The 17,148-nt window shown below is 46.7% G+C and carries 8 protein-coding genes and 1 other RNA gene; 7 read left to right on the plus strand and 2 right to left on the minus strand.

From position 1 onward, the window contains the following. The first annotated feature begins 36 nt into the window (after positions 1-36). Positions 37-576 carry a peptidylprolyl isomerase gene (locus BUA40_RS01600; RefSeq protein ID WP_083585232.1) on the plus strand — a complete coding sequence of 180 codons (540 nt, stop codon included), beginning with the start codon at positions 37-39 and terminating at the stop codon, positions 574-576. Positions 577-579: 3 nt separating this feature from the next. Then, positions 580-1,689 carry a hypothetical protein gene (locus BUA40_RS14475; RefSeq protein ID WP_072797575.1) on the plus strand — a complete coding sequence of 370 codons (1,110 nt, stop codon included), beginning with the start codon at positions 580-582 and terminating at the stop codon, positions 1,687-1,689. 119 nt (positions 1,690-1,808) lie between these two features. Here BUA40_RS14475 and lexA read toward each other — a convergent pair whose 3' ends face one another. Continuing rightward, the gene (lexA, locus tag BUA40_RS01610; protein ID WP_072797577.1) at positions 1,809-2,459 is read right to left on the minus strand and encodes a transcriptional repressor LexA; all 651 of its coding nucleotides are present in this window, start codon (positions 2,457-2,459) and stop codon (positions 1,809-1,811) included. Between the two features lie 199 nt (positions 2,460-2,658). On the opposite strand from lexA, the gene BUA40_RS01615 reads away from it, so the two are divergent. The 4 genes from BUA40_RS01615 (at position 2,659) to BUA40_RS14735 (ending at position 13,366) form a co-directional block, all read left to right on the plus strand. Next, entirely contained in the window at positions 2,659-4,428 is a 1,770-nt protein-coding gene (locus BUA40_RS01615; protein WP_178299502.1) for a PA14 domain-containing protein, read from the plus strand. Between the two features lie 52 nt (positions 4,429-4,480). Next, positions 4,481-4,603, plus strand: a complete 123-nt coding sequence (locus tag BUA40_RS14730; protein ID WP_255369158.1) for a hypothetical protein — start codon at positions 4,481-4,483, stop codon at positions 4,601-4,603. 343 nt (positions 4,604-4,946) lie between these two features. Further along, a complete protein-coding gene (locus BUA40_RS01620) occupies positions 4,947-13,040 on the plus strand; it encodes an InlB B-repeat-containing protein (RefSeq protein ID WP_143149655.1) in 8,094 nt (2,697 codons plus the stop codon). A 191-nt stretch (positions 13,041-13,231) separates the two neighbouring features. Continuing rightward, positions 13,232-13,366: a hypothetical protein gene (locus BUA40_RS14735; protein WP_255369159.1), complete on the plus strand. Its 135-nt coding sequence runs from the start codon at positions 13,232-13,234 to the stop codon at positions 13,364-13,366. Positions 13,367-13,422: 56 nt separating this feature from the next. Here the strand turns inward: BUA40_RS14735 and ssrA are convergent. Beyond that, positions 13,423-13,782, minus strand: a transfer-messenger RNA (tmRNA) gene (gene ssrA / locus BUA40_RS01625). Between the two features lie 305 nt (positions 13,783-14,087). Between ssrA and BUA40_RS01630 the strand changes: the two genes are divergently transcribed. After that, the gene (locus BUA40_RS01630; RefSeq protein ID WP_083585220.1) at positions 14,088-17,147 is read left to right on the plus strand and encodes an FISUMP domain-containing protein; all 3,060 of its coding nucleotides are present in this window, start codon (positions 14,088-14,090) and stop codon (positions 17,145-17,147) included. Position 17,148: the final 1 nt, after the last annotated feature.

A 17,148-nucleotide genomic window follows, 5' to 3' on the forward strand; every position in this document is an offset into this window, starting at 1 on the left:
ATAAAACAAAGAAGTGCACCATCAATCATGGTTGTTATGAAAAGACCTTTAGTTCTTGTCGCCCTTGTTTCTGCTCTTGTACTTGGCTTCTTCAGTTTTGGATTTGCCGAAGGAAAGGTGTTCAACAAGGATTATTCCGGTATTAAGTCTATTGAAGCTACTATTGAAACTCACGAAGGCAAAATCGTGCTGGCGCTTGATTTCAAGGCGGCTCCGAATACGGTTGCCAATTTTGTGGATTTGGCGAACAAGGGTTTTTATAACGGTTTGACTTTTCACCGTGTTATTCCGGGCTTCATGATTCAGGGTGGCGACCCCGAAGGCAATGGCTCGGGCGGTCCCGGCTATACCATCGATGACGAAATCAGTACGTTGAAGCACGAAGCTGGTGTCATTTCGATGGCCAATCGCGGCCCGAACACGAATGGTTCGCAGTTTTTCATTACGCAGGCCCCGCAACCGCACCTAGATGGAAAGCATACGGTTTTCGGTAAGGTCCTTGAAGGCGAAGATGTGGTTTGCCGCATCGAGGCCAATGATAAAATTATTAACATCTCTATCGTGGAAAAGAAGTAATCTATGAGTTCTAAAAAAGCACCGTCCAAAGCAGCCAAGGCTCCGGCAAAGAAACCCGCAGCTAAGCCTGCAAAGAAGACAGCTCCTGCCAAACCCGCAGCCAAGGCTCCTGCAAAGGCAAAGCCCGCTGCCAAGCCTGCAAAGAAGGCTGCCCCGGCAAAGCCCGCCAAGGCTCCGGCAAAGAAGCCTGCCGCTAAGCCCGCAAAACCGGCCGCCAAGGCTCCGGTTAAGGCAAAGCCCGCTGCTGCTCCGAAGGCAAAGGACTCTAAGAAACCTGCCGCTAAGCCCGCTGCAAAGCCGGTCGCAAAGCAGGCTCCGAAGGCTGCCGCCAAGCCCGTTGTTAAGGCTGCTCCGAAGGCCGCTCCGGCAAAGCCCGCTAAGGCTGCTCCGGCTGCCAAGGCTGAACCGAAGGCTGCCAAGCAGGCTCCCAAGGTTGCCGCTAAGCCCGAACCGAAGGCTGCTAAGAAACCCGCCGAAAAGTCTGTTGCCGTGAAGGCCGAAAAGGTTGAAAAGGTGGCAAAGCCCGCCAAGGTCGAAGCTAAGCCTGTGGAAGTTGCCGAACCGGTTGATACTTCGGCCACCGACAACAAACCCTCCAAGAAACCGGGTCCTGACTACGCCTACGCCGTGCTCCTGCAGGGTGTGAAGCGTCTTTCGAAGACCATCATGTTCGTGAAGGTCGACGAATCTGAAGACCGTTCCAACAAGAAGAAGATGTCCAGCGATGTCAAGAACCTTGACATGAAGCCGACCTCTGCAATCCGCCACAAGTCGTCCCTTGCCGAAGAAACGCAGGAAGAACTGACGGAACGCATCCTTAAGGAACTCGAAGAACAGAACAAGATGTTCGAACGCGAAGCCGCCACGCAGATGTGCACGCGCTGCAACCGCAACCTCGTGTCTCCGGAATTCTGGGTCGACAAGCACCTCGGCTTCTGCGAAGAATGCGCCGCCATCCTCAAGCTCGGTCAGTCCAAGGAAGCCCGCAAGGTGGAATACCAGCTCGGTGCCATGGACGGCGACTCCCTGGATGAAGAAGATGACGATATTATCGGACCGGACGCAGACGACCTGAAGGAAGCTGAAGAAGATCTCGCCGAAATGGAAGATTAATTCCTTTCGGACAAAGTCAGAAATTAAAAATCCGCTCCCGGTTCGACCGAGGGCGGATTTCTTTTATAAGCGAGTTTTCGAGTGGCAGGCGAGGGCGCCGCGGTTGGCGCGGCCTCTAGTTAGTTCACCTTGCGCATGACGCCGATGAGCTTGCCAGCGATGGAGAAGTGCTTGTCCTTCTTGACAATGATCGGGCGGTAACGCGGGTTGGCCGGACGCAGTTCGATATGGTCTGCGGCAGGGTGGTAATACTTGACGGTTGCTTCGTTGTCGACCTGGGCCACGATGATTTCGCCACGGTCGGCAGTCTTCTGCTGGCGAGCGAAAATCAAGTCACCGTCGAGAATGCCGGCGTTGATCATGGAGTCGCCCTTGACGCGGAGCGCAAAGACATCGGAACGGCAAGCGAGGAAGTCGCGGTCGATGGTGACGGTGCCTTCGAGGTTCTGCACGGCGAGAATCGGCGTACCGGCAGCGACGCGGCCCACGATAGGAATTTCAATGGTATTTGCCGGTGCTTCCGAAGCTTCAGAATTGCCGCTGTCGACCACTTCGATGCCGCGGCTGAGTCTGGGGGAGCGGTTGATATAGCCCTTCTTGATGAGGGCGGCGAGAATGGAACGGACGCCGTTCGTCGAAGAAATCTCGAAATGGTTGCCGATTTCGCGGACCGTAGGCGGCATGCGATTTTCCTTGGAATACTTCTTGATGTATTCCAGGATCTCTTCTTGACGGGTGGTTAGCTCCTTGCGTTTGCTGTTGTTTTCCATGTATAAACCTCGCTTTAATAAATTACATACACAAATATAATGCACAATTGGGCAATTGTCAATAGGTTCACTGCACAAAATTTCATTATTTTACAAGACTCCGTCAAGCTTTTTCGTACAAAAAGCCCTTTCGAACAAAAAAAATTATATATTTTCCCCAAAAAGTCATTTTTCTTTAATGAAGTTCAGGGGGGCTTTCATGAAAAATACACTTAAATACTTTTTGGGGGTAATTCTCCTATTTTCTGTTTGCGCATGGAGCAAAGCATCTGATATCCTCATCGTCGTTGACGACGAAATGATAAAAGACAACGAAATCAAGAATGCCATAGACACCTATACAGATGACATTTGGAATACTTATCAAGTAAACGCCACTATCGTGTCTTTCAAATCCCAGAAGAATGGCGGGAAAGCCACCGACCTAAAAGAAATACTCGTAAGCAAGAAGGATTCCATTATGGGAGCCATCTTTGTTGGAGACATTCCGCGAGCTCAATTTGAATTCTACCAGAAAACTCAAGAAGGATTCCGGTACCAGCGCTGGGTAACAGACCTTTACTTCATGGACCTTGACGGTGTTTGGAAAGACACTGCTGCCGGAGGCCCCGAAGCCTATGGCGGAAAGTTGTTTGAAACCACCACGACAACATTAAACTTTGATGTACGCGATGGTTCTCCGATACCAGGGAAAGTACCGGCGGATAGTTTTTCAATTGCATATTCCGGATACATCAAATCTCCAGTCACCGCACTTTGTTCCCTGCAACTTACCACGGACAACGACAGGCGCCTTTGGATTAACGATTCCCTGCTCATTGACGCATGGTTCAACAACTGGGACATTCCCTATTACAGCGCTTTTCAATTCAAGAAAGACAGTCTCTACAAATTCAAACTAAACTATGCAGAGGAATATGGCACCGCTTATCTTACACTAAAATGGAAATGCGGGAATAATGCCTCCTATGAACCAATCCCTGATTCCGTTTGGCGTCAAAATGACAAGAGCACACGCGGTCTCAACCAAACCTATTACGGAAATATTTTCATGAAAGATTCGCTCCCAGAGGAAGACATAAAGCACCTTTGGATTTCTGGAAAATCCAATGGAGTTTTTGACGGGCACTATTCCAAAAGTGGCGCAGTTTCTGATTCCTTTGAAATATGGGTTTCTCGAATTGACCCCAACACGGCAGGTTTCTACGGTAACCCAAAAACACTTTTATTGAACTATTTCGAGAAAATCCACAACTACTATCTCGGTTTGTTCAAGAAAGCTACGCGTAGTGCCATGTTCCTAACTGAGGAAGGAGGCCTAAACAATCCTCTAGACCAGAAATTCGTTGATGGTTTGAGCCTTCTTTATTCCCCAGACTCCCTTGATAAGTCCATCGCTGACGGGCAGGAATATCTAGACAACATTAAATCAGACAAGTATGATTGGGCCCTTTACGGTGGGCACGGAGGCCAGACTGGCCTTGGAAACGGGCTGGATATAACACGAGTGGAAAGAAACATGTGCGTGTCACCGAGATTCTTCCACTTTGCCTGCTGTGGTCCACTTACCTGCTATGATTTCTACGGCAACGCCAATAGTGCCTCTGTTGGAAGCGAGCATATCTTTAACACGATTAACGGCGGTTTTGTAAGTATCGGTTCGTCCAAAACCAGTGGAAGCGACCAAATGGATGGTTTCATGTATTACGCCTTTGAGCACAAATTCATTGGCGAATCGTTCCGGGAATGGGTAAACGAAAGGGTAAAAAGGAACCAGTACAGTAACAAGGAAGACCTTTACGATTGGTTCTATGGAGAATCGATTATCGGAGATCCGATGCAAAAACTGGCAGTGCCAGAACAAACAACGACTCGCATCCATAAAGTCAAAGCACAACGGATGCCACAAAAAAACGGCAAGCTGTACGACCTTTTGGGAAGAATCAAAGGCTTTTTAAACATCCAGTAATCAATACTGGAGGCCGATTGACGTTTGTGGTGTGATTTTTTATTTTATTTATATGGAAGAAAAAAAAGAATACACCGCTCCGAAGATGAACGTATACGAACTGGATTCACAAGCTGTTCTTTTACAGCCTACTCAACCGGATGCGGGCGAGATTTCCAATACCGAATTCGATTAATTAGGTTGTCTAGTTTTTATAGAATTTAAAGTCCCTTGATTTGGTCAAGGGACTTATTTTGTTTGGGTTAGGCGGCGATTTTGTTTAATATTTTGCTGATAAAATAATTTTTACGAACGACGTATCTTATTGTCCTTCATGGACTTCTGTATGTCGTTGTCTTACAAACGTGTTATTTTATTGACAAGAAAAACATATTTTTGTAACTTTCGCCGCATGTTTGTGATTTTTGTCACATCTTTTTGGTGGTTAGTTGTCCCTGCGTTACGGGGGAGAACTGGCACTTTTTTTGCAAAAATCGCAATAAAAAACACTCCACACATAAAATTAAAGAAGGATTAGCATGAAAAAGAATTTTCATGTGTTTTTCGTATTTGCCCTGCTAGCGCTTTTGGCTGCTCCGTCGGCTGCGTATACATACAAGAACATTTACCTTTCTAGCAATGGAGAAACTGTCGTTTTGCCTTGCGACGGTACAGCTGATATCTCTGCTTCTGATATTGTGAGGAACTTTGTCATATATGATGATGGTGGTGCTAGCGGAAACTACAGCAATAACTGTAGGGGAGTTGCTCTAATTACCGCCCCTAAGGGGTATGGAATCAAGGCTTGGGGATGGATGAAGGCGGAATCCGCAGATTCCCTTCATATTAAGGATGATCGTTACAATACATATATGATTGCAAAATTTAATGGCACAGGGGTAAATTCGCAACGGGATTTTGGTCCGTATTACTCGACTTGCGACGGGATGAATATTTCGTTTATTACAGATGGTAGTGTTGTTGGTCCTGGATTTGAACTGCATGTGGAATTTGTGCCTTTGCGTACGGTTAGTGCAAATTCGGATCAAATATGGCTCTATAGCCCATATAAATGGGGTTATTATATAACTGAGACGTGGGGATTGACGGGGTCGGGTGTGGATGCAACTTACTCAGAAGGGATGACGGCTTCGTTTAGTTTCAATCCTAATTATAATGAAGAGCGTGTGTGGGGAGTAAAGTTGAGAAAAAAAGATGGGTCGGGCATCGTTGGATACCGGAAAAATGAGCGTAATGGTAGGTATGAGTTCGTAATGCCTTCGAGCGATGTTGGAGTTGTAACGAAACTAGATTGGGATAGTGCAGGTTATAATATGTTTAATGATGAAAAATCGTTATTCCTGTATGGAACAAGGAAAATCAAGCTTTATGATGAAGGGGGTCCAGAAGATGATTATGCCAGTAGTTTTGATGGATGGCTAAAATTATCTACGCCCGAAGGTTTTTATTTCCAGGTAACCGGAACGGTTGAAACGGAACCGTCATCTTATGGTGGTTATGATTATTTAGAGATTTATGATGGGGAGGTGTCAAAGGGAACTTCTGCTACACCGAAATGCAAAGTGTATACACAAGGAAATAAAGCTGGAAAGGTTAATGTTCCCTCTAATTGTGTAAGTACTGCTGAATATATGACGATTCATTTCCGTACTGATGGCTCCATTACCGCACCTGGCTTGGATTTGACGGTATCGTCTTTGTATAGAACTTATTCTGTTAATGTCAAACAGACTTCAAATGGAAGCATCTCTAGCGATGCGTATTCTAGTCAAAAAGGTTCTAAGGTCACATTGACGGTCAAACCCAATAGTGGTTATGTGTTAAAGGGTGTCGAAGTCGTGAATAAAACAACGGGTTTTTCCTATACTTATGGTAGTTATCAATCGAATACAGTGACATTTTCGATGCCTGCATCTGATGTAGATGTAACTCCGACTTTTGTGAAAGACACTTATAGCATCACGAAGAAATCTGCGACTGGAGGGTCTGTTACGGGACCTATTTCCGCAAAGGTTGGCTCAACTGTTGCAATGACGACAAGTACTACGAATGGATATCTATACAGTGGTGCTTCTGTTAAGGTAGATGGAAGTAGTGTGAGCGTTTTTGGCGAAAAGGGCTTTTTGGACGGAAAATTTAGCTTTACGATGCCGATTGGCGATGTGACCGTGACTCCTTCGTTTACCAACGATTGGAGTGCCGAGGGCGGCCTCTTCATCAATATGACCAAGGCGAAAAATGTTACCGCGGAGATTCCGTCAGGTGTCAAATCCTTCAAGGTTTATGACGATGGTGGCAAGTATGGGGATTATGGCCGCAGCAACAGAGACACCCTCGTGCTTTATGTCCCGACAGGCCATGTCCTGCAGTTGTCGGGAAGTATGAATATAAATTCGTCTTCTGACTCTTTGCTCGTCTATAATGGATCAAGGGCTAACGCCTACAGTCTTCTTGGAACATACAAGGGCTCTATAGAAAATGTCCTGAGCACCAGCAACTACATGACTCTCGTGTTCCATTCAGGTACCTCCTATTATAAGGGACTTGACCTGACGGTAAAAGTTCTTTCCGTAGTCAACCAGATTACCTACAAGAACAATAATTCCGGTGGCTCCGTGACGTCGGATGCGCCTACGACAGCAAGGAATGGTTACACAGTCAATTACTCCTATTCCTATAACAGTGGCTACATGGTAAGCGATATAAAGGCAGTCGATGCCGATGGCAAAAATGTAACGGTTACCGGCGGCTGGTATAATAACAATAAAGCATCCTTCAAGATGCCTCTGTCCGCGGTGACGGTTACCTCTTCCTACACGAACAACTGGAGTGCCGAGGGCGACCTCTACATCAACATGCCCAAGGCGAGCAAGGTTACCGCGACGATTCCGTCTGGAGTCAAGTCCTTCAAGGTTTATGACGATGGCGGCAAATCCGAGAGCTATAGCGGCAGCAACAGGGATACCCTCGTGCTTAATGCCCCGGCAGGCTATGTCCTGCAGTTGTCGGGAACCAAGAAAACAGCTTCATCTAATGACTCTTTGCTCGTCTATAACGGATCAGGGGCTAATGCCAATAGCCTTCTTGAAACATACAAGAGTTATAATGAACAAACAATAAGCAATGTCGTGAGCACTGGCAGCGCCATGACTCTCGTGTTCCATACAGGATACTCCCGTGATTACGGCCTCAACCTGACGGTTAAAGTCATTCCCATAGTCCACCAGATTACTTACACGAACAGGAACTCCGGCGGTTCAGTAACTTCGGATGCGCCAAAGACGGGAACGAGAGATGCCTTCGTCAATTTCTCCTATTCCTATAATAGTGGCTACCTGGTAAAAGAGATAAAGGCGGTCACTGCAGATGGTGACAGCGTAGCGGTTACCGGCGGCTGGTATAATGAAAAGAATGCGTCTTTCAAGATGCCTCTGGCTGCGGTGACGGTCACCTCGACCTATACGGATGACTTGACCGACGAGGGCGGTCTCTATATCAACATGCGTAAGAGTAGCAGGTTTACCGCAACGATTCCTGAAGGTGTCAAATCCTTCAAGGTTTATGACGATGGCGGCAACTCTGGGAACTATAGCGGCTACAACAGGGACACCCTCGTGCTTAAGGCCCCGGATGGCTACGTCCTGCGATTGTCGGGAAGCAAGAAAACGAATTCGTCTAGTGACTCATTGCTCGTCTATAACGGATCAGGGGCTAATGCCAATAGCCTTCTTAAAACATACAAGAGTTCATATGAACAAACTATAAGTAACGACCTGAGTAGTGGCAACTACATGACTCTCGTGTTCCATTCAGGATACTCCAATTATTACGGCCTTGATTTGACGGTTAAAGTCATTTCTGCAGTCAATCAGATTACCTACACGAACAAGAATTCCGGCGGTTCCGTTACATCGGATGCACCAAAGTCGGGAAAGAAAGATTCCATTGTCAGTTTCTCCTATTCCTATAATAGTGGTTATATGGTAAAAGAAATAAAGGCTGTCTCAGCAGACGGTGACAGCGTAATAGTTACCGGCGGGTGGTATAATGACAAGAAAGCGTCCTTCAAAATGCCTTTGTCTGCAGTGACGGTCACTTCGTCTTATACTGATGACTTGAGCGCCGAAGGCGGTCTTTATGTCAATATGCGTAAGACGAGCAAGTTTACCGCGACGATTCCTGAAGGTGTCAATTCGTTCAAGGTTTATGACGATGGCGGCAACTCTGGGAACTATAGCGGCAGCAACAGGGACACTCTCGTGCTTAAGGCTCCGGATGGCTACGTCCTGCGATTGTCGGGAAACAAGAAAACAGCTTCGTCTTATGACTCATTGCTCGTCTATAACGGATCAGGGGCTAATGCCAATAGTCTTCTTAAAACATACAAGAGTTCATATGAACAAACTATAGGTAACGACCTGAGCAGTGGTAGCTACATGACTCTCGTGTTCCATTCTGGATCCTCCCGTGATTACGGCCTCAACCTGACGGTTCAAGTCATTTCTGCAGTCAATCAGATTACCTACACGAACAAGAATTCTGGCGGTTCCGTGACTTCGGGGGCCCCTACGACAGGGAAGGACGGTTCCACAGTCAATTACACCTATTCCTATGACAGCGGCTACATGGTAAGTGACATCACTGCAGTCGATGCCGATGGCAAAAATGTAACGGTTACTGGCGGCTGGTATAATAACAAGAGAGCGTTCTTCAAGATGCCTCTGTCTGCGGTGACGATCACCTCGTCCTATACGGATATTTGGAGCGCCGATGGCGGCCTTTACATCAACATGCTCAAGGCTAGTAAGGTTGTCGCGACGATTCCAAAAGGAGTCGAATCGTTCAAGGTTTATGACGACGGCGGCATTTCCGGGAACTATAGCGGCAACAACAGGGACACTCTCGTGCTTAAGGCTCCGGATGGCTACGTCCTGCAGTTGACGGGAACCAAAAAAACAGCTTCGTCTTATGACTCATTGCTCGTCTATAACGGATCAGGGACTAATGCCAATAGTCTTCTTAAAACATACAAGAGTTCATATGAACAAACAATAAGCAATGTCCTGAGCAGTGGCAACTACATGACTCTCGTGTTCCATTCAGGCTCCTCCCGTGATTACGGCCTCGACCTTAAGGTGACGCTTATACTTGTGGACTATGCCATTCAAGTTAATAGTGCAACAAATGGAAAGGTGTCTGCATCTAAAACAACAGAACTCCATTTTGGTGATACGGTTTCTTTGACTGCGTCTGCTAATACTGGGTATATGCTAAAAGACGTTGTTGCCAAAGATTCGGCTGGCAATGCCGTTAAAGTCACGCAGTATTCGTTTGACGTTTCTGAGTTAATCATGCCGGCAAAGAATTTGGTTGTTACTCCGACATTTACGAATAACTTTACCGCAGCAGGCGGCTTACATCTCGATATGCGGAGGAATGCGAATGTCAAAGCGAATATTCCTTCTGGAGTTAAGTCGTTAAAGGTCTATGATAACGGCGGCAAGGATGGTGTTTATGAGGCGAGTAGTAATGACACCTTGACACTCACGGCTCCTGAAGGATACCGAATTAAATTGACGGGTAATGTTAAGACAGAAAAAGGTTGGGATTACTTCTACGTCTTTGATGGAGAGAATGCTAGCGCTAATAATTTGTTGACGATTGCTGGCCCGGCAACCTATAATTCTCATGATAAAGATACCAGTCTTACGGCGATATATAGCACTGGCAATCATATGACGCTCTGCTTTAAGGCTGATGGAATTTATCAATTCGAAGGCCTTGACCTTACCGTAACGCTCGAAAAGATTAATTATACGATTACTCGTAATTCTGTTACTGGTGGAACTGTAAATGGCAAGGATGCCGATACGCTTGGTGCAGTTGTTTACCTTACTGGTTCTCCAACAGGCTCCTATCATTTGAGCAATGTGACTGTCGTGGACGAAGGCGGAAACATCATCAAGTCGCCTATTTACTTGTTCGACCGTTCAAAATTTACTATGCCTGCAAGTAATGTGACAGTGACGCCAACATGGACGGATAACCTTACTGCAGAAGGCGGACTCCATCTTGATCTATTGAAGAACGAAAAAATTAACGAGGATATCCCGGCTGGGGTCAAATCCTTCAATTTGTATGATAATGGTGGCGCAGGCGGTAATTATGCAAGTAATAGCAGAGATACTTTGACGCTTAATGCACCTACGGGATTCTACCTGGTTGTGACAGGTTCTGTTACATTAGAAAAGGGCTGCGATTCTCTTTACATCTTCGATGGTGTTAATACCTCTGCTGCTCAGCTGTTTGGCTCAACAAGTGCATCAACGGGTAGTAAAACTGATATTGGAACCATTACCAGTTCTGGCCGTAGCCTCACATTCCGATTCAAGTCGGATGTTTCGAAAGAGTATTCTGGTCTTAACTTGAAGGTCTCTGTTGAACCGATTACCTACGTTATTGCGATTGCCGATGCTGCAAATGGTCGTGTTTCGAGTAGCGTAAAGAAGGCGGCCAAGGATTCAATTGTCAATCTGTCTTGGGTCTATACGACGGGTTATTTGATCAGGGATATTGATGTCAAGGATGCTTCCGAAAACAAGATTGTTGTCAATGGCGGCTGGTATTCGGGTGCCAAGGCAAGCTTTACAATGCCTGAAAGTCCTGTCATTGTTACCCCGACCTTTACGAATAACTTGACTGCCGAAGGCGATAATGGCCTCTACATCAATATGCCGAAGACCGGAATGGTCAATGCGACTATCCCGAATAAGGTGACTTCGTTCAAGGTGTATGATGACGGCGGTGCATCGGGTCTTTACAGCAATGGTTGTAATGGGACGCTTGTGCTTAATGCTCCAGAAGGCTACATGTTGCAGCTAAGTGGAAGTGTTACTGTCGAAAATCCGGGTTCTTCGGGTACAATCTATGATTACTTGATTGTCTATGACGGCGCCGATAATTCCGCGACCAAGTTGGTTGACAAGAAAACGGGGTCGGCGACAATCTCAGCTGTTCGTAGCTCGGGCCGTAATTTGACCTTGTTCTTCCATTCTGACGGAAGTAACGTGAGAGATGGCCTCGACTTGACGGTGACACTTGTTCCTGTGGATTATACGGTCACGGTGGCGACTGTTACGGGTGGGTCCATGACGAGTGACAAGGAATCTGCGGTTATGGATGGCGTGGTGACATTGACGGCGGTGCCGAAAGATGGCTACCTGATTGACGGTGTTGAAGTCAAGGATGCCAATAATAATGTTGTCGCCTTGAATAATGACATTTATTGGTATTGCGGTACTAATAAGGTCTCTTTCAAAATGCCAAGTGCATCTGTTACGGTCACCCCGAAATTTTCTCCGATTAACGCGCTGTACGTGAATATGCCGAAGAAAAGTGGAGTGGGTTGTGATGTTCATATTCCAGAAAATGTAACCTCCTTTAAAATTTACGATGATGGTGGTGAAGCTGGTAACTACAGTAACAACGTCAATGGCGAACTTTGGGTGGTGTTTGATGAAAAGTCTGGTAATGCAGGTCTAAAATTATCAGGGACAGTCTCAGCACCGAAGGATGGAGCTCACTTGTATGCTACCGCTGTGACTGATGACGCTATGGAATTGTTCTACACCAATAATGGTTCCTCAGATGGTCTTGCCGAGGATATTGGTACGTTTATTAATTCCTCGTCATTAATAATTGAATTCCGTACAGGCAATGTTGGTAGCGGTGCCGGTCTTGATTTGAAAGTTGATGTTGTCAAATCTCCGGGTGCCGGCGTAAAAGTTGTTTATGACGACGCTCATGTGATTGGTGATGGAAAACTCAGTAGATGGGCTTCGATAACGGATGGCGACAAGACATCGGAACTCAATATCCCCGAAGATGTTGCGGTTGACACAATCACGCTCTCTCGCAATTTTAAAACGAATAACGTGTATAATACAATTCTTTTCCCGTTTGATGTAAAGGCAGATAGTCTTGACGGAGTTGTAAAGGTGCTTCGTTTCAACGGCTTCAAGCAGAAAGAAGATGAATCTTGGGTTGTTCGCATGAAACGAGTCTGGACGAAGGATTCTATTGGTCGCGATATTGATGTCAATGCTAATACGCCCTACTTGGTCGTGATGGATGATCCCAAAATGGTTGTCCGTGGTGGCGTGACACTGAGAAAGACTGTTGAACCCATCGCGATGGCCGAAGACTGTAACTGGAAATTCATTGGAACGCTTTCTTATCAGGAATGGCCCGAAGGAAATCCTCTTGTCTATGGATTTAGTAACAATCAGTTTGTGAAGGCTGGTACGAATGTGAGGGTTGGCGCATTGCGTGCATACTTGCTGAAGCCCAAGCCGAAGCTGGCTAGCGAAAGACCGAGCCTGAATGGCTCTGCGCACGCCTACGAGTACATTGCCCCGGTGTATATTCCTGACGAATTCGATATCGTTGAAGACGATGACGAAAATGGCGAGAATACCACCGTTATCGGGCGCTACAACACGCGTACAGGCGAATTCAGGATGCTGCCCAGCTATGACATCAAGGGTCGCAAGCTGAACGGCAAGCCCAACGTACACAAAGCTTATTATGGTAAAAAAATTATAAGGAAATAGGAAAAATCAAATGAATATTCTAAAAGAAAAACTTTCTGATGTTGCCTCCAAAAAGAGCTATACGGCTCCTACGATGGAGGTGGTTGTAATGGATCATCATATGGATTTGCTCAACGGTAGTCCTAATGAACCGTCATCTGGGGAAGACGCCCCGACGGCCATGAGCGTTGAAGAAGAATAAAGGATTGATTATGAACCAGAAAAAAGAATACGTTGCTCCGGAAATGGATGTGCTTGAATACATGGTTGAAGTGTCTCTTTTGGTAGATAGTCCCAAATCCGATAATGCTGATGCTGATTCTGCTGATAATATCGAATTCGACTAATCCATTCCATAAGTCAGTATAAAAAGAAAGGAACTCTTGAAGAGTTCCTTTCTTTGTTCTGGAGGTGAGGGGAGTCGAACCCCTGTCCAAAATCACGTCCATGCACGTTCCTACAAGCTTTCCCTTCGTATTTAAGGTCTCGTCTGATCTACGCCCAAGAAGGTCGGCGCGGACTTTGACCAGCCTAGTGAATCTCGGACTCTAGCCCCAGGCATGCAAGAATCCTATCCCATATTGCGTCCGGACGTACATCCCGATGGGAGCGGAATGAGGCCCGGCGTTGCCGTTAATTAGGCAGCGAGTGCGTAGTTTTCGTCAGCACTTATTTTTTTTCAGACTTTTTTACGAGTGCCCTCGTCTGAGACCTCGGCTTGCAACTAACACTTCGGTAACCCTGTCGAAACCAGAGCACCCCCGTGTGCTTCGCACCGGGGGTGCTCTGGTTGAGACCTGTCGATTAAACGCGACTATAGGGAGCGTTTAAGCCCTTAAGCTCACGAAGTGAGCGCAAGGCCCCGAAGGGGTGAGAATAAAGCGAATAGCTTTATTCGAGGCAAACCAAAGCACATTCGGTGCTGTTTGTTTACAAATATACAAATATATCGCTCTTTTTCAAAGATTTGTCAAAAATTATGCTCGCATCCCTCTTAGAAATTGTGAACTTTTTTTGACAGAGCCTAGGCGTATTTCTATCTTTTGTTTACAAACGAACGAGGGTAACATGAGAGTTTTTCAAAAGGCCAAGAGTCTTTTTGCGTTTGCGTGTATGGGCATTTTGATTTGTGCCTGTGGCGATTCTGGCAGTTCCAGTACGACAGACGATCCCGAAAAGAGCGAAGACCCTGCAAAGGAAATTGAAGTAGACAACAAGGTTTCTGGTTCTACGGTCATTAGGGACAGAATCTACAATTCCAGCATCGGTTCGTACATGAACACGGTCCAGTTCGGGATTTATATCTGGCTGGAAGACAATTCCACCGAAAGCGGCTATTCGGGCAGCTCCATGTGTTATGACGACGATCCCGAAAATTGCTATACCTATGGCCGCCTGTACAGTCCTGGTGCTTTCAAGTGTCCCAGCGGATTCTCTGTTCCGAGCCAAGATGACTGGTCGGGAACCATGCGCTACCTTGCCAAATATAGCGAATTGGATACCATTTTCGGCTTTTCGAAGGGTGGCTATTGTTTTGAAGCTTTTGGTGAACTTGCCTGTTCCGATAAAGACAAGGCGGGTTACTATTTAGCGGGCGATAGCCTGGTGGCAGTTGTCAAGGGCCGTTCCGTTTCGTTCAAGTCGACAAGCGAGGGCGGCTTTTACCAGGTCCGTTGCGTGAAGTATTCCTATATCGTTCCGACGGTAGATGACCTTCCGGCTTGCGATTCCATTAGTCAGAGAACGTTGAACCGTTTCTACGTCATGAGCAAGAAGTCGGATTACCGCTGCATCGGTACGCGCTGGGTGGACGACTTTACGAACACTTGCAGCCATGTAGAAGACGGCATGTACGGTGTCTACCACGATTCCATGTACATCTGCAAGTATAACGAATGGGCTCTTGCCGACATTTCGGATTCCAAGGACAAGTGTACTGGCGCAAATGACCATACCACTTACTTGTTCAATGGCGTTTACTATGCTTGCGAAGACAGCTCTTGGCGCGAACTGACGTCGACTGAGAAGAAACTGGGCTATTGCAAGCCCGAACTTTATGGGACTATTGATTCGACCCTTTACATGAAGGAAGATGCGTATTTTGGGTATGATTCGCTTTATAACTATTTCACTTGCGATTCTGCCGGCTGGCGTGAATCGGTTCTGAGCGACGTTGCCGGCGAATGCGATAGCTCCAGGATGTATGACGAATTTAGGTTCAAGGAAAAATCCTATGTCTGCCGCGGCGATGACTGGGAAACCTTCTCCAGTTTGGAACGGGATATCGGTATTTGCTCGCCCAAGAAGCAGGGCGTAATCGATTCCTCTGACGGATATGGATACGTTTGCGACAGCGCCAGCTGGCGTTATGCGACAAAGGACGATTACCTGGGTGGCGATTGTACGCCCAAGCGCAATGGTGAAATCCGTGCGTATGGTTCGGACAAGTACATTTGCCGTGATTCTGTGTGGAACAAGCTTTCGGCTCTCGAAGCTGAACTTGGACTCTGCGATGCCAAGAAGAGGGGAGTCCTTGACACGACCAAGTCGAAATCCATCTATTACTGCGATACTACCGGTTGGCGCAGCGCGAATGTGGCCGATATTGGTGGCGAATGTAACGCATCCAATAAGTACAAGATGGTGAAGTTGAATGGCTACACCTACTATTGCTATGAAGGTTCTTGGGAATCGACGAGCAGTCTCGAAGACAAGATTGGCGTCTGCTGGGACAAGAACAAGGGTAAGATTGATTCTGTTACGGTTAAGGGCAAGCATTATTACTGCGATGCCAACGGCTGGCGTGAACTGGATACTTATGAGGTCAAGTTCGGCATTTGTACCGCTGCCTTGGAAGGAACGACTAAGTCCATCGATGGTGCTGCCTATACTTGTAAGAACGGAAAATGGACTTATGTGAAGGCTGCCGAATACCTTGGTGAATGCGATTCCCTTGCCTGGGGTAAGGTCAAGACTTACGATGAAACGGAATATGTTTGCAAGTTCACGTCATGGGTGACGCTGACGGACTTTGACAAGAAAAACGGCGTGTGCAGTGGAAAGGCGCTTGGCACGACGGTAGTTGTCGATGGAGTCAACTATATCTGTACATCGAGCGGCTGGTCTAAAACCACGAACCCGATTGAGTCTCTCGGGGATTGCGCCTACAAGGATTCGACGGTCTACAAGACCGATGCAAACGGTATCTACTACGCTTGCCATAACTACACGTGGACAAAGGTTTCTTCGATAGAAACGGTCTTTGGAAACTGCAACTATAAAAACCAAGGAAAAGAGGTCTTATTCAATGGCGTTGGATATGTCTGCGATTCCGTTGCTCTGGGGAAGGGCTGGCAAAAGATGACTGCAATTGATTCCCTTAGGGGTTACTGCAGCAATAAAAAGCTGGGTGACACGATTACCTATAAGAGTAATCGTTATCTCTGCAAGACCACCTCTGTTGGGAACCGCTGGACTATGGTGGGGTATCGTGAATATATGGGCGAATGTACGGTTGCCCGTGAAGGTCACAAGATGTTTAACGGACTCAATTACGACATTTGTTCCGATGAAAAATGGGTGGCTGTCTTTACGGAATCCTTGACCGATAAGGATGGAAATAAGTATAGAATCCAAAAAATTAACGGCGTGACCTGGATGGTTGATAACTTGAGCGTTGCAACGGATTCCTCGAATTGCGTTAACGGAACAACGACTTGTGATAATAGAGGTCGTTTGTACGGCTTCAGCGCTGCAAAGACCGCTTGTCCCACTGGCTGGACATTGCCGGATACCGCAGCGTGGGGATCCATGATCCGCTACGTGAATGCCTTGGATACTGCCTATAAGAGAAAGGTGGGTGGAAACATTTTCTGGCAACCGTCCGAAGATATTTATGGCCTCGCTCTTTCTTATACTGGTTATGAGTATTTCTTCTTGCAGAATGGTCAGGATCCGATAACGAAGCAGGGTGGTAATACCGATAAAGATTCCGCCGCCGTGTATTGGAGCTCGGATGGTTCCTATCAAGATTGGGGAAAAATTTCGTTTATTACGGGTGGGGGCACCGGACAAGGTCAAGATGCCAGGATGACCAAAACGGCTGTGCGCTGCATTAAGGAGGACTAGG

Source organism: Fibrobacter sp. UWT2 (assembly GCF_900142545.1).
In the GTDB taxonomy this organism is placed as follows: Bacteria; Fibrobacterota; Fibrobacteria; order Fibrobacterales; family Fibrobacteraceae; genus Fibrobacter.